Below are 13,724 nucleotides of genomic sequence, written 5' to 3'. Positions count from 1 at the left end.
GCAAAATGGTGTGCTAAAAATGGTGCGTAGGTCTCTATACAAGATGACCTACGCATCATTTTTATAATCCAGGATTCCTTTTAGAGATATACAAGTTCAAGTATGTATACTCCAGCCGTGTATGGGAGTCAGTGTAACCGCATAAGACTGGTCCGGTTTTCCATGGTAAAGCAATCCTCCGACAATACCGCTGCTTCCGTTAGCGGCCACTTCCGCAAAACCGAATGAATGTGGGGCGAAATCCCGGTAGAGTTCAATTTCATACCTGCCGTTTGAGTTCTTCTCCCATTGTTTGAGGCGTTCAATGCAATTCTGAAATGTTGTGTCGCCGATACTTTTGGCGTACTCCACTACCTTATCGTAGTGTTCCTGACATCTGATTTTCATAACATGATTTAATTGGATTTATAATAGTTCTTCGTATGTTCCGAAACCGATACACTCTGCTATGGTGAAATCTTCCCTGCCTTTGTCCGCCATGGATTTCATATCATTCAGGCTGTCGCAGTAGAAGAATATTTCATCGTCCTTTTCCGTATCGGCATCCATAGCCAAAGCAATTCTTGCCTCTTCCGTTTCCAACGTATCGTTCCACCGTATCACGCAATCCGCGTAATGAGGTTCACATCCTTTTTCTGTATAGAATTTAAGATAATGGCTTCCGATTTCCTTTCTGACCTCATCCGGCTTTTTCCATGAACTGTCATCCACGATTTCAAAACCCAGCCCTTCGACCAGCAGGCAAGTACCATTATCATATACCATCATGGTGCGTTTGCCGATGTGTTTTTTACGCATTTCCGCCCAGTCGGGTATATCCCAACGCTCGGTAGTCCATACCCCGCGATAGGCTTCAGATATGGAATTGTATTCGCTTAATGTTATCTTCTTCATGTCAATGTTTTTATAGGATACAGAAAGTTACCTTATAAGTCTTGCACGCCTTTCCGAATGCCGGATTGGTGTCGAATTCGTTGTATGACTCCCAATCCACCGACATGGTGTAACCGTTCGGAAAGTTTTCAACGATGAACTTGGTTATCATCTCCTTGTCTTCATCGGGCAGGAACAGTTCCTCGTCGATGCCGTACTCCAATGAAAAAATCGCCCATTCGGGAATGTTGTCCCAAACGATCGTCTTGCTGTTATTGTTATTCATAGTCCTGCTGATTATTGGGGTGAAACCATAAGTCTTTTTATAATTTCGTCAAGCTCCGTTTCCCACTTGTCCGCCCCCTCAATGAGTGACGGGTAGGTCAGCTGTTTCCACTGTCGGTAATCGAACAGTTTCATCCGTAGCGGATAGTAGTCGAACAGCTTCCTGTTGTCAGCGAATATTCTCAGGTGGTTGGTTCCCACCTCCATCAGTTTCAGTCCGTATCGGTCGATTATCTCTTTGAACCGTCCCATCGGTGTAAAGTTGCTTCTGCTCATACCTTTTGTTTTTTGAGTTAGACATCCCCGGCTTTGTAGAGCCGAGATTTTATTTCTTGCCTGCCCCGCCGTTCCGTGCCGGATTGCGCAAGGCTTTCGGGAAAAATACCGCAAGCGCAGCGAGGATGATTTTTCCGCGAAACCCGAAGGGCCCGGCCTTGCACAATCCATAAGGCACGGGACGAACTTTGCAGGCTGAAATAAAACAGCGGTGTCCTATTCCTCTTTTTTTCCGTCCTCCTGTGGAATCAGGTGTTTCAAATCCGGGTCATTGGCAATTCTTTCCATCTCATCTTCAATTATTTGCAGTACGTCCGCCTTGATACGGGAGTAGTTGCGGTCTATCTGCTGCTGCATGATGTCGTTACCGTCTGCATCCTTGAACTCGTTGATGACAGGGATTTTTTTGTAGGCTCTGGTCTCCGCCGCCACCTTCTCGTTATCGACGATGATACGGGCATGGAAAATCTTCTGCTCGATTTCCTCACCGAAGTTGTCCGCCACGCTGCCCACGAATGTACCCTGCGAGAGGTTGGCAATCTTGGAAGCGGGTATCAGGGAATCCAATTGCGTGTTGATGGAGGTGGATGTGTCCTGCCGGTTGATGGATATGGACTGCCTTTGCTGAAGGATTTTGCCGAAACGCTCCGAAAGGTTCTTTGCCGTTTCGCCTACCACCTGTCCGGAGAAAATATTGCCGACTGTATTTTGGATCACTTTCGCCTCTTTTTCACCGTAGTCACGGGTCAGCTGCGAGAAGTCCTGGAAGCCGAGACATACCGCCACCTTGTTGCTTCGGGCGGTGGCTATCAGGTTGTCGATGCCGCGGAAATAGATGGTCGGTAGCTCGTCTATAATAATGGAACTCTTCAGCTGTCCCTTCTTGTTCACCAACTTCACGATACGGGAATTGTACAGTCCCAAGGCCGCCGAATAGATGTTCTGCCTGTCAGGATTGTTTCCCACACAGAGGATTTTGGGCTGTTCCGGATTGTTCAGATCAAGTGTAAAATCATCGCCCGTCATCACCCAATACAACTGGGGTGAAATCATCCTCGAAAGCGGAATTTTTGCGGACGCTATCTGGCCCTGGAGCTGATCTTGCGCTCCAGATTGCCAGGCATCCATGAATGGGGAAAGGTAGTTTTCCAGCGAGGGATAAGAGGTAAGAATCGTGAAGATATCGGCATACGGCTTGTTAAGAAATTCTATCGCGTGGGGGAAGGTGCAATACTTGCCGTCTTTGTAAATCCGCAAGTACCAGATAATCGCCGCGAGCAGGATAATCGGTGACTCCACGAAGAAATCACCCTGTTTCTGTATCCAGGTCTTGTTCAAATTGAGCATTATCGTGTAGGCGGATTCGTAGGCATCGGAAATATCCACCATGAATTTGGGATTGATGGGATTGCACCTGTGCGAGCGTCGGGGGTCATCGAAGTTTATGACATAGAACTCCGGTTTAACCTTGTAATGTTCCTTGTGTTTAAGCAGGTGATTATAAGCTATTTCGGATAAATCCGGAAACTTGTAATCATAAATGTACATGGCAAAGGATTTCTCGATTTGCTGTTTGATGTAGTTGTTTACCACCGCGTAGGATTTCCCGCTGCCCGGTGTTCCAAGCACGATGGACGCACGAAAAACGTTTACAACGTTGATCCATCCGTCCCATTCCTTGCCCTGATACACGAACTTGGTCGGCAGGTTGACGGAATACTCGTTTTCCATAAAGCGGGTTTCCTGCATGAAACTCTCGTTGGCGGTGTTGAACACGTCCTCCATAAGGTTGTGTTTCAGCATACGGCTTATCCATACGCCCGACATCAAAAGAAGGATGTACCCGGCGGTCAGCGTTACCGTGTAAATGGCGGCATTGACCGTAGGATTGAACGGCAAATCAAGCATCCACCAGTTCATGAAGAACAATACAAGCCCCGAAAGGAAGGCGGTATATATCTTCCGCCAGGTCATCTTCTGGTTCTTCACGCCCTTCGTGCCCAAACATGACAGGGCAAGGAATATGACGGCGAATACTTTTGTCACCAGCAGGTTGCTGAAAAGCCCCGCCGTCCTCTGGAAATTCAGGAGTATCTTATCGACCACTCCGATGTTGATACCCGCATCCACGAATGCCCGGTAACAGAACCAATAAACGTGGATGACGACAAACACGATGGATATGGCACGCATGAACTCCATGACCTTTGCCAATCCTCTCAAATCATCTTCTTGTTGCATATTGAATAATTTTAATGGTGAATGAATACTGTTTTCAGGAGATACCCCGTGAGCGGCGTTTCTTTTTCTTCTTGCGTTGCAGCCTGCGTGCGAGAGCCTCTTCCTGCGGGTCGGGACCATTGGCTTCAAAATCGAAGATTCCGAAAGCCTGCCCGATGGCGTTTTCCATGTCGGCAGAGAAACTGCTTTGCCTGCTGATTTCCGGTGTGGGAGCATCCAAGTCAGGAATATTGTTCGGCCCATTGAACAATCGTTCAAAGGCATTTGCCGAGAACTCCTTTCCGAGCCGCGAGCCGTTATACACCTCCCTGTTCTTGTGGTCGATGAAAGTAGCACCGTAAATGCGGCCTTCATTATTTTCACGGAATACCACGTCTATTCCCTGCCTGTTGAGCAGGCGGATGAAGTCCTCCCGGTTGCCCCGGCAGCCGTGCATGGCGAGTGCGACACCGTTCCGTATCTTGGGCTGCCATTTCTTGTCCTTGTATTCACGGGCATTGAATCCGATACGCTTTTCCAGTCCTTCATAGCCGAAGCGTTTTCCGATAAGGGAGGACTTGATGGGCGTACATACCGGCTTGCCTGTATCGTCTGTCATGGTATAGACAATGCCGTTGTAAGGCGTCCCTTCAAATTCGCCCCTGACCTGCTTCGCCTCGATGTTGAAGCAGGACAGCAACGCGCTGTACTCCCCGAATGACTGAAAGCGGTAAGTGGAGAATACGCTCTTGAGGATGTTGGAAACTTGTTGCTTTACATCGCCATTCTGATAGTCTGCTTTTTTCAGATATGGTTCCAACATTTCCCTGCGTTTGTCCTCCACCTGCTTCAGTCCGAACTTGCGTTCCAGTTCCCGGCAGGCTTTCATCGAGCGATTCCACTCGTAGGCGTCATTTATCTTTTCCCCTTTCTCGTTCACGCAGGTGGAAACGATATGGATATGCCTGCGGTCTATGTCCTCGTGGATATACACGATGTAAGGCTGGTCGCCGTAGCCCATGCGTTGCATATACTCCCTTGCCAAATCCGCAAACTGGCTATCGGTCAGTTTGTCGTCCACAGAAGGATTAAGGGATATATGCAGTATGGGCTTTTCCGTATTCTTGTTGGCGAGCAGGTAGTTCTCGAATGCCCAAAGCGTGTTCCTCATGACCTGCTCCGGATTACCCGTGACATCGGCAATCATGCGGTTGCCCGAAATGATGCGTGCCGTGGAGTCGTCCACTTTCTGCTGGTTGTAGATGACAGCCCCATAGAGCGAGGCGCCCCTGTTGATTTTCGCCACCATGTCATTCCTCCTCCCTCTGCTTTTTGATAAGGTAGGTTTCCTCAAACTCATGGGTCAGCATGATGATCCGCTTGCTCAGCACCACCAGATCTATGGTCGTCTTTTCCAGATTGCGGAGCAGGGCGTATGCCCGTTTCTCCCCGAAATTGTTCTTGATTGCCTTGACCGTCTGGTTGTAGTTGTTGCCGATGGCCTGGAACTGGTGGTAGAAATTGGTAAGGCGGACATAGTAGTCCATCGTCGCCTTGTCGATTCTGACCACCTTGATTTCCTTTCCGAAAATCATTGCTTTGATGAATTTGGAGCGTTCCCTCAGTCCCGATTTTTGAAACTGGATATCGAACTTTACGTTCTCTTCCGAGTTTAGCCGCACCACATAACGGTACACGGCAGGGTCGGTTTTCGGTTTCCGCCCTACACCTTTTCTTGTTTTTCTGTTCTTGTTTTCTTCCATACGCATTGATGTTTTTTGTTTCTGATCTTCCGTCATGGATTCACGACTTTGGAGTGAATCCCACCCTGAGCCGGCAGGCGAGCGGCAAGTTGTTTTGAGTGCCCGAATTCATTTCGGGTGCCTCAAAACACAACTTGCTATTACCGCTTGGTAATGAATTTTCCTTCGTCAAATTAAATTTTGACCTTCAGCCTCATTCTTCGGCTTCGGGAAACCTCCGCAGCGGTATCCGTTCCGTTGTCGGTGCAAAGTTATGGCGGTTTATCCTGTTGTAAAATAGCGGGTTATATGTAACGTGATGACATATGGTGACACAGGTCGTCACCTCCCTTGAAACATAGTGATGATATGAAAAAATACCTTTTTATTTGCAACATAAACGGTAAAACAAACCAATAGTCAAGTAACTGTCCGTTGTATTGCTGGTTAGCGAAAACACTTGTTGCAACAGGTGGGCAGTGATTGTTTACTTGCTTTGTTAGGGCAGATAACTATCGGTTGGTCGGTTTGCCGGTTGGTGAGCACAAAGTAACCATATCACTAACAAACCTTGTCACAAAGTAAATAACAGACAAGTAAAACAATAGTGTAATAAACCATTAAAAAAGTTCAGTTATGAAGAAGAATCCGTTATTCGTTGCGGTCAGCAACCAGAAAGGTGGGGTCGGCAAAAGTACCATGCTGGTAACGCTTGCCAGTCTCCTGAATTATTCGATGGATAAGAGTGTGGCCATCGTTGATTGTGACTCCACCCAGCGCAGCCTGTTCAATCTGAGGGAACGGGACATGGAGATGGTGGAGAAGAACAAGAAGTACATGGTGCTGTTGGAAGAGCAGAGGCTTAGGGGGTGCAGGATTTATCCTATCAGGCAGGCAAAGCCGGAGAATGCACGCCAGGTGGCCGGAGAGTTGGCGGCAAAAGCAGATTTTGATATCGTTTTCATAGATTTGCCAGGGTCTATGGACATATCCGGTGTGTTGCAGACCATTTTCAATGTGGATTATGTATTGACCCCCATTGCCGCTGACAATTTCGTTATGGACAGCAGTTTTGTCTTTGCCAAAAGCGTCATGAAGTTTTTGGAAAACCGGAAGAATATTCCTTTGAAAGACGTGTTCCTGTTCTGGACCAAGGTAAAGAAAAGAAGCAATACTGAAGTGCTTGACAACTATATGGCACTGATGAAGAAACAGGGGCTGAAAATTCTGGATTCAGCCATTCCGGACCTCTGCCGTTATGACAAGGAACTCTCATCCCGGACCCGCACCTATTTCCGCTGTTCACTCCTTCCACCGCCGGCAGGACAACTTAAAGGCAGCGGATTGCAGGAACTGGCAAATGAACTGATTGTAAAATTTAACCTGTAATTGAGGTATGGCAAAGAATATAGTAAAAGTAAATGAAGAGGAAATCAGGGGGTATATGGTCGGTAACATTCCTGATGCCATTGAGAAAGAGGATGTCATCGTGGTAGAAGTTCCAGCAGAGGAAACCGATAAAAGGCCGGATAAGGAAAAGGAAACAGCCTCGGAAAATCCCGAACCTCACCCAAAGCGTAAAAGTGAAAGCGGTTTCCGTCAGAAGTATCTGGTGAATACCCCCATGCCCGGACGTATCCAGGTGTACCTGAACCGCAAGCTGTACGACGAGATAAAGAATTATCTCAATGTGATAGCTCCCGAAGTAAGTATCGCGAGCTATATCAGTAACATCATAGCCGAGCATATAGAACTCAACATCGAGGAAATCACCCGAATGTATAAAGACCGTTTTTCACCCCCTAAAATTCAATAGTCATGGAAACAACATTAATTTATTTTTCAGTAAAAGCCATGTCGGCAACCTATATATTATATAAGGTATGGATGTTTATATTCAGTCCGAAAGTTTATAAATTCTGGGACAATCAGCTTCGTTATATGCGTATGGCACGTATCCGGTTATGGAAATCACGTAAAAAACGAATGGTGGAAAAAGCAAGGAAAGCCCGGTATAGGGCAAGACTGGACAAGGCTGAAGCATGGATCGCACAAGCGGAGAACGATATCCTAAAAGTCGGGCATGAAAAGAAAACCGAAACGCAGCCGAATCCCCTGGACGAGTACAATGAAGTAATCGGCAAGACGAAGATAGTCTATCTTGAAGACCCGGAAGTGGCGAGAAAAACTCCCACACGTTCTGAACCTATGAAAAAGGAACCCATAGAGGAGGATAAGGATATAAATACGGATGACGTGATTGATGACTTTACTCCCAAAAAAGGACTGACTGAATCAGAAAAACGGGAACTCATGTCAAATGACGGGTGCGTTCCTGACCCGGATTTTTCAAGGGCATTGACTTTTGAAGAACTGAACAATGTCGCTGATGTGCTTATTTCGGGAACGGATGACAGAAAGAAAATCCGAAATGCTGCCGAAACCCTGTACCAACTTCAGGATACAGACCTGTTCAGTTTTTTTTCAACCGAACTGAGTACTCAAAGCCAATTGGAAAAACTGCTCAAAGAAAATATGCCAAATGGAAAAGAGACATCAAAACAGTCTTTGGAACAGATTGGAATTGATTGGAATAAATACATGTAAATATGGAATCGAATATGAAGGACAAAAAACAACAAGCAGTACCGCAGTCAGAAGCAGAATCTTTTGGCATAAAAAGAAATCCTGCAGTTCGTGCCCCACGCATCTGTCTATCTGAAGAAGAAGTCATCAGAATTATGCGGAATGAAGACGCTATCAAAAAGAAGATAGGAAATCTTATTGATAGTATGCTTTGTGATGACTCGCAAATTTCAGAAATGGATAATACAAAAAATAAGACAGAGGCATTCGATATAGATGAATTCGTTTAATTGTTTCTTTTTGCTGTCATAGTTTCAGAAGGCATGTCGATGTGATATCGGCCTGCCTTTGATTTTTAAGTATTATTCAACTCTTTTGGCATTATCTAATCTCCTATGACAGTAAGAAATCAAAGACAAAATTTCTAAAGCATCTTGTTCACTCACTGGCCACTCAATTTTTGGTTGATGAGCTTCTGGATTCCTAAACATATTGCACAAACCTTCTAAGATTGCCTCGAAACCTTTCTGTTCATCTTTTTCCTGTTTGGATTTATACGAATTGATTACCAATATAGGATGATTAAACACATATTCCACTAACCGTATTCCATCAGTATTAATTAATGACAGTTGCCGTATTCTTGCAAATAACCCTTTGCAAGCTTCAAATACAGCATGAAAGTAGTTCTTATCAACTAGTTCTGTTGTGCAATATTTGAATATTTCTTGATGTGCATTCCTCATCTGAAGATTTACTAAAAGGTCATTTGCACGTTGTTGGGCTTCACTAATAGTTTTTGCAGTAGTAACGACCCTAAAACGGCCGTTTGATTGTAATTCATAACCTACATAAGATAGGCATTCATTAATCGCCTTTCTTTTTGTCTCAAAAATTTGATTATCTGTAAAACGCGCAGGGTTCAATACAATTTGGATGAATCTCAATATTTTGTTTGAACATTTATCAAAGTTCTGAACGGATGCAAGTGCACTGTAAAGCCTTTTCCATTTCGTTATTTCAGGAGTCACATCTTTAATATTACACTGCTGAAGGAAATAAGATATTTCAGATCCAGTAAGTCCATTCGATGTATCTCCTAGTATTTTTGAAATACGTTCCAATATACCTTGGTTTAAGCAATATCTTAGTTCCATAACTGTCAATATATATAAGTGTTATCAATAAATGTTGAACAAACTAATTTCATCAATGTCTATTACTGGAGTGTAACTATCCCTTACCCATTCAGTGCAAATTTTATATTGAGGAAACGCACCCTTATAGGGTTCATCTACCCAATCATTATTCCATAAATTAACGCCAGTCTCACCATTTACGATTTTACATATATTTTCAGTATATGTAACAGGGTGAGGCAAATTAAATGCTATACGTTGAATCCATATTTGAATTTCGCCAATATTCGGAAACCTCTGAAACTTCGCATAAACATTATTAACAATTCGCTCTCTTTCATCTGTCGAAGGAATTTTACTAAGGAGTTTACTGATGATAGAAAGAATTACCTTGTACGTTTTCGGACTATATAGTGCTATTTCTGTGAAAATTGATATCATCACAAGGTAATCGCCACAAATCGCAATTTTTTTGTTCAATCTTTGGGCAAAAGTTGTTAAAAGTTTTATTAGTGTACCGCTGTTTGGATGTTTTTTGGAAAATTGGTATATAAAAAGAGCCTCCTGCTGAAGATTGGACATTGTAGAGTATATCCTTTTCTGCGTTTTCCTATAAATTGGACCTTCTGAAATATATGCTTTCTTATCAGGTTTTATAGAATCACTGATGACATCTTCTGTCAGATATGTCTTTTTCCCATTCAATTGAAAATTGAGTTCTGCAAGAACTTCTTGAAGAAAGAATGCTATTCGTTCTGTATCCTCTTTTGAATTGCAAAAAATACGATAGTCATCTCGGTATCTTACTATATGATAGTTAGATATTCCATTTGTATTTAGTCTTTCGCTAAGTAGCTTATCTGCATACGCAAGTACTATTTTTGCAATAAAGTCAGATAACGTACTTCCCTGAGGTATACCATTTGTTTGACCATATTGCATACCTTGCATATAGTTGTCAATAATATTTCCCAATAGTCCTGACTTATTGCGTTTTTCTTTAGCTTGTTCTTTTCCCATCAATGCCCACGCAATGGTATGAGTATATATAGCACAGTAACAATTCGTAATATCGGTAACAAACATATATCTATAAGACAAAGCTAACTCAAGGCTTCTTTGTTCAACATTTTCCCACCAAGAACTTACTGATGCTGACATATGTGATTTGTCTGTGTCTCCTTTAACTTTAGGAATACTCGCAACTTCTATGTTTGGTACTTTCAGCTCAGCAAAGCGATCTTTTATCTCCTTCCAACTACTCTTATTTGTCATAGCCTTGACAAGCAGATAATAAAGGTATGGATTAATTAACTGAATAGGCCTATATGAATACTGTGCATCCTTCTTGACTAACATCTTATGATTTACGTTTTCATAATCAGAAGGCATTCTCTTAGGATCTTTTAGAATGTCTCTCAATTCTTTATTTCCGACAGAATTTTGGACATATTCTATCACGGGCTTAAAATCTATGTATTTGGGAAACTGCATATTACAATAGTTTTGCGATTCCAAGAAATACTGTCTTGCTTTTATATGCGAAAGTTCAAGAATGGTCTTCATCGACAATATTTTACTATATTTTTCTGATTGACTTTTATTATTGACGACACTTATGTGTTTATATATCTAAACTATCTTCTTTGAGTAAGAAATCAAATAACCCGACTGTGAGAATCCCTTCCTCATTTCGGCGAGGCATAATGTGATCTTTGACAACAATGATTTTCTTGAATGAATCATTGATATTCGTCAACGAACGGGATTCCTGTATTTCTTTCTCTCTATCCGGTATAGACAATGCCGACTGTATATAGTACTTCTTGCTGCCAAGAGTCGCTATAAAATCCACTTCAAGGTGGATGCGAGTCCACTTCCCGTCCTTATCCGGCTTCTTTATCTCCACCATTCCAACATCGACACTATAACCACGGACAATCAATTCATTGTAAATGATGTTTTCCATGATATGCGTTTCCTCTTGTTGGCGCATATCAAGAATGGCATTTCTTAAGCCAATGTCCGTAAAATAATACTTGGAAAGCGTATTGATGTACTTCTTTCCTTTAACGTCGTAACGTACAGCCCTATTCAAGAGGAACGATTCTGACAAGTAGTTCAGATATTTGGAAATAGTTTGACTGCCAATTTTCACATTTTTCAAACTTTTGAAAGTATTCGACAATTTTGTAGGGTTGCATGGAGCACCTATAGATGATGCCATAATGAGAAGTAATTCACGCATTTCATTCTCATTCTTGATTTTGTGCCTCTCGATAATATCTGCCAAATAAACAGTCTCAAATAGATTTTTCAGATAGTTTATCTTCTTTTGTTCGGTTTCAAATGACTGGACAAGAGGTAAACCACCGTAGGTGAAGTATTCGCGCCACGCATCTTGTTTGTCTCCACCTTTAGCCAAATAAAATTCAGAAAAAGACAGAGGATTTACATGAATCGTCTCTCCCCGGCCTCTAAACTCCGTTGGAATATCGGATGACAGGAAATGGGAATTGCTTCCTGTTACATACGTATCGGCATTTTCGATATGGCGGAAACTGTTCAATACATCGACAAATTCATCCATCAGCTGTACCTCATCAATAATGATATAGTAAAGTTCCTTGTCCTTGATTCTGTCGTGAACATAGTGAAGCATCATATCCGGATTCCTTAAATCCTTGTTCATCCGATCTTCAAGGTCAATCCGGATAATGTGATCATCTGCAATTCCATTTTCCAACAAATAGTGGTAGAATAAAACATTCAGCAGGTATGACTTGCCGCATCTGCGGATTCCTGTCACTACCTTGATAAAACCATCTTGACGGCTTTCTATCAGTTGCTGAAGATATCTGTCTCTTTTTATTTCCATCATCACATTAAATTTCTGCCAATATTGGCATTTTTTTACAATACAAAGGTAATGACTATAATCCGTCCATGCAAGGATTATATTATTTTTTTGCCAATATTGGCACTTATATATTATGGACTACCCGTTGGCGGAATTAATTTAGTGCATACTTAATTCTGCCAATGGGCTTGTTGTTGATGAAGTTTACGTATTGCAGAATGGTAAGTGCACTAATTTTGCCGATGATTCTGGCAAACAAACCATTCTTTATTTTCGCATAGTTTCTGATGGCCAAGAACTGGTCTGTAAGTTGTGAGAATATTGTCTCAATCCTCTTTCTTGCCTTTGCAAACGGAATGAATGTCGGCTTCCAGTCCTTCTGGTTGAGCCGATACGGACACTCCAGTCTTATGTGTGCGGTTTCGAACAAGTCAAGCTGTACATCAGCTCCAATATACCCTTTGTCGCCATAGATGCTACAGTCGTGATAAGCATGTTTCACATCCTTCATATAATGGAGATCAGCCGCACTTGCCTTTGAGAGATCATAGGAATGGATAACTCCACATAACCAACAGAGAGCGTGTAACTTATAACCAAAATAATACGTGTTCTGCGAAGCGCAGAAACCGAAGTCTGGAGCTTGCGAGAAATCACCGGTACGTCCCATCTTGCATCGTTTCCCTCTTGCAACCCTACAGACCTCTATTGGCTTGGAGTCAACAAAGAATTGTTCCTCTCCACCATCCATTTCCATGGCAACCCTTTTGCGCAGTTCCTCACACAAGCCTGCAGTTTTCTTCCTGCGGTCATTGAACTGTCTCCTTGATATGAGATTGGGAATGCAGTCCTTGTACTCTTGCAATTTATAGTCGAACAACCACTTCTCACTATCAATGCTCTCTGTCTCTGCTGTCAGGGACAGTGCCACTACTTCCAAGTCAGAAAACTTAGGAACAGGACCACGGCGTGGAACATTACCCGATTCATTGACGAGATTTTCAGAGAATTGCTTGCATATCTCAAGTATTTTGTTTAATTTTGTATAAAGGTTGTACATACGATGGTTTGAACTTAATGTTTGATTGTCGCTAAGTTACTAAAAATCAACGATATGTGCAACTTTTTACTCATCTTTATCAACTTAAATTAATTCCGCCAACGGGTAACAATCAATTAAAAAACAACTTGTTATGGTAAAGAAATTTTTAACAATCATGTTTGCTTCAGTGATGGCAATGCTCGCTTTCACTGCTTACAGCAACGACGATGAGCCACAAGGACCGTTTGGAGAAAAAATGTTGGAGAATATCGACAAGATAATAGTCGACCAAGCTGATGCCGGAAATCTCTATCAGAAAAAGGATGATGCTGCCCGGTTTATATTGGTAGCAGACTCAAAGGAGGCTGCCCATGGAGTGTGTGAGAAGTTCATTCTCGATCAGTGGGACGGAAAGCAACGCACTGTCAAACTCCCTGACAACTGCGGCAGAATCTCACTCACACCCGGTTCGGACGAAAGTATCTTTTACACCGTTTCGTTCAATGCTCTCAAGAATTTCAAAGAACCGGACATGACAGTCGTAATCGTTCCGGAGGAATACATGGACGGGGATAATCTTGCTATAGACCAATACTTCCCGGCAAGATGGACTGAAAAATGTCCCAATTGTGGTCATAAGTGGAAAACATTTGCATCCGGACCATATACATGCTCCGAATGTGGTCATAAGTTTGATTAGT

General features: G+C 42.8%; 15 protein-coding genes and 1 pseudogene. 5 read left to right on the top strand and 11 right to left on the bottom strand.

The window, feature by feature from the left end:
• Positions 1–96: 96 nt before the first annotated feature.
• The 7 genes from F1644_RS01995 to mobA form a co-directional block, all read right to left on the bottom strand.
• Complete coding sequence (locus F1644_RS01995) at positions 97–387, bottom strand: DUF4120 family protein (RefSeq protein ID WP_005832188.1); 291 nt, start codon at positions 385–387, stop codon at positions 97–99.
• Between the two features lie 18 nt (positions 388–405).
• Positions 406–894, bottom strand: coding sequence for a hypothetical protein (locus F1644_RS01990; protein ID WP_004318963.1), 489 nt, complete (start codon positions 892–894; stop codon positions 406–408).
• A 10-nt stretch (positions 895–904) separates the two neighbouring features.
• Positions 905–1,159, bottom strand: coding sequence for a DUF6926 domain-containing protein (locus F1644_RS01985; protein ID WP_004318961.1), 255 nt, complete (start codon positions 1,157–1,159; stop codon positions 905–907).
• An 11-nt stretch (positions 1,160–1,170) separates the two neighbouring features.
• The gene (locus F1644_RS01980) at positions 1,171–1,434 is read right to left on the bottom strand and encodes a hypothetical protein (RefSeq protein ID WP_004318959.1); all 264 of its coding nucleotides are present in this window, start codon (positions 1,432–1,434) and stop codon (positions 1,171–1,173) included.
• 216 nt (positions 1,435–1,650) lie between these two features.
• A complete protein-coding gene (gene mobC / locus F1644_RS01975) occupies positions 1,651–3,675 on the bottom strand; it encodes a conjugal transfer protein MobC (protein WP_004318957.1) in 2,025 nt (674 codons plus the stop codon).
• Positions 3,676–3,709: 34 nt separating this feature from the next.
• Entirely contained in the window at positions 3,710–4,963 is a 1,254-nt protein-coding gene (mobB, locus tag F1644_RS01970; protein ID WP_168044309.1) for a conjugal transfer protein MobB, read from the bottom strand.
• Between the two features lies 1 nt (position 4,964).
• Positions 4,965–5,423: a conjugal transfer protein MobA gene (mobA, locus tag F1644_RS01965; RefSeq protein WP_034522587.1), complete on the bottom strand. Its 459-nt coding sequence runs from the start codon at positions 5,421–5,423 to the stop codon at positions 4,965–4,967.
• A gap of 609 nt (positions 5,424–6,032) precedes the next feature.
• Between mobA and F1644_RS01960 the strand changes: the two genes are divergently transcribed.
• From F1644_RS01960 to F1644_RS01945, 4 genes are read left to right on the top strand one after another with little or no spacing between them, the layout of a single operon-like run.
• Positions 6,033–6,785 (top strand): ParA family protein, encoded by a 753-nt coding sequence (locus tag F1644_RS01960; RefSeq protein ID WP_005832182.1) that lies wholly within the window; start codon positions 6,033–6,035, stop codon positions 6,783–6,785.
• A gap of 7 nt (positions 6,786–6,792) precedes the next feature.
• Positions 6,793–7,212, top strand: a complete 420-nt coding sequence (locus tag F1644_RS01955; RefSeq protein ID WP_005832181.1) for a DUF3408 domain-containing protein — start codon at positions 6,793–6,795, stop codon at positions 7,210–7,212.
• Between the two features lie 2 nt (positions 7,213–7,214).
• A complete protein-coding gene (locus F1644_RS01950) occupies positions 7,215–8,003 on the top strand; it encodes a DUF4122 family protein (protein WP_005832180.1) in 789 nt (262 codons plus the stop codon).
• 2 nt (positions 8,004–8,005) lie between these two features.
• Positions 8,006–8,272, top strand: a complete 267-nt coding sequence (locus tag F1644_RS01945; RefSeq protein ID WP_005832178.1) for a hypothetical protein — start codon at positions 8,006–8,008, stop codon at positions 8,270–8,272.
• A 72-nt stretch (positions 8,273–8,344) separates the two neighbouring features.
• Here the strand turns inward: F1644_RS01945 and F1644_RS01940 are convergent, their stop codons facing one another.
• From F1644_RS01940 to F1644_RS01925, 4 genes and pseudogenes are all read right to left on the bottom strand, one after another.
• Positions 8,345–9,139 (bottom strand): TIGR02391 family protein, encoded by a 795-nt coding sequence (locus F1644_RS01940; RefSeq protein WP_034522585.1) that lies wholly within the window; start codon positions 9,137–9,139, stop codon positions 8,345–8,347.
• 24 nt (positions 9,140–9,163) lie between these two features.
• Entirely contained in the window at positions 9,164–10,687 is a 1,524-nt protein-coding gene (locus F1644_RS01935; protein ID WP_168044307.1) for an RNA-directed DNA polymerase, read from the bottom strand.
• Between the two features lie 58 nt (positions 10,688–10,745).
• The gene (locus F1644_RS01930) at positions 10,746–12,002 is read right to left on the bottom strand and encodes an ATP-binding protein (protein WP_005832172.1); all 1,257 of its coding nucleotides are present in this window, start codon (positions 12,000–12,002) and stop codon (positions 10,746–10,748) included.
• A 133-nt stretch (positions 12,003–12,135) separates the two neighbouring features.
• A pseudogene (locus F1644_RS01925) lies at positions 12,136–13,115 on the bottom strand (IS982 family transposase).
• A gap of 59 nt (positions 13,116–13,174) precedes the next feature.
• On the opposite strand from F1644_RS01925, the gene F1644_RS01920 reads away from it, so the two are divergent.
• Entirely contained in the window at positions 13,175–13,723 is a 549-nt protein-coding gene (locus F1644_RS01920) for a zinc ribbon domain-containing protein (protein WP_117589815.1), read from the top strand.
• The last annotated feature ends 1 nt before the right edge of the window (position 13,724 follow it).

This window comes from Butyricimonas paravirosa, from assembly GCF_032878955.1.
In the GTDB taxonomy this organism is placed as follows: Bacteria; Bacteroidota; Bacteroidia; order Bacteroidales; family Marinifilaceae; genus Butyricimonas; species Butyricimonas paravirosa.
Note: the sequence above shows the minus strand (reverse complement) of the source record. Positions and strands in the feature narration are given on the sequence as shown.

Excerpts from the sequence above, each read along its gene's own strand:
- mobA (WP_034522587.1), bottom strand. The coding sequence starts at position 5,423 with ATGCGTATGGAAGAAAACAAGAACAGAAAAACAAGAAAAGGTGTAGGG.
- F1644_RS01950 (WP_005832180.1), top strand. The coding sequence starts at position 7,215 with ATGGAAACAACATTAATTTATTTTTCAGTAAAAGCCATGTCGGCAACC.
- F1644_RS01960 (WP_005832182.1), top strand. The coding sequence starts at position 6,033 with ATGAAGAAGAATCCGTTATTCGTTGCGGTCAGCAACCAGAAAGGTGGG.
- F1644_RS01930 (WP_005832172.1), bottom strand. The coding sequence starts at position 12,002 with ATGATGGAAATAAAAAGAGACAGATATCTTCAGCAACTGATAGAAAGC.
- F1644_RS01985 (WP_004318961.1), bottom strand. The coding sequence starts at position 1,159 with ATGAATAACAATAACAGCAAGACGATCGTTTGGGACAACATTCCCGAA.
- F1644_RS01980 (WP_004318959.1), bottom strand. The coding sequence starts at position 1,434 with ATGAGCAGAAGCAACTTTACACCGATGGGACGGTTCAAAGAGATAATC.
- F1644_RS01995 (WP_005832188.1), bottom strand. The coding sequence starts at position 387 with ATGAAAATCAGATGTCAGGAACACTACGATAAGGTAGTGGAGTACGCC.
- F1644_RS01945 (WP_005832178.1), top strand. The coding sequence starts at position 8,006 with ATGGAATCGAATATGAAGGACAAAAAACAACAAGCAGTACCGCAGTCA.
- mobC (WP_004318957.1), bottom strand. The coding sequence starts at position 3,675 with ATGCAACAAGAAGATGATTTGAGAGGATTGGCAAAGGTCATGGAGTTC.
- F1644_RS01935 (WP_168044307.1), bottom strand. The coding sequence starts at position 10,687 with ATGAAGACCATTCTTGAACTTTCGCATATAAAAGCAAGACAGTATTTC.
- F1644_RS01955 (WP_005832181.1), top strand. The coding sequence starts at position 6,793 with ATGGCAAAGAATATAGTAAAAGTAAATGAAGAGGAAATCAGGGGGTAT.
- F1644_RS01990 (WP_004318963.1), bottom strand. The coding sequence starts at position 894 with ATGAAGAAGATAACATTAAGCGAATACAATTCCATATCTGAAGCCTAT.
- mobB (WP_168044309.1), bottom strand. The coding sequence starts at position 4,963 with ATGGTGGCGAAAATCAACAGGGGCGCCTCGCTCTATGGGGCTGTCATC.
- F1644_RS01940 (WP_034522585.1), bottom strand. The coding sequence starts at position 9,139 with ATGGAACTAAGATATTGCTTAAACCAAGGTATATTGGAACGTATTTCA.
- F1644_RS01920 (WP_117589815.1), top strand. The coding sequence starts at position 13,175 with ATGGTAAAGAAATTTTTAACAATCATGTTTGCTTCAGTGATGGCAATG.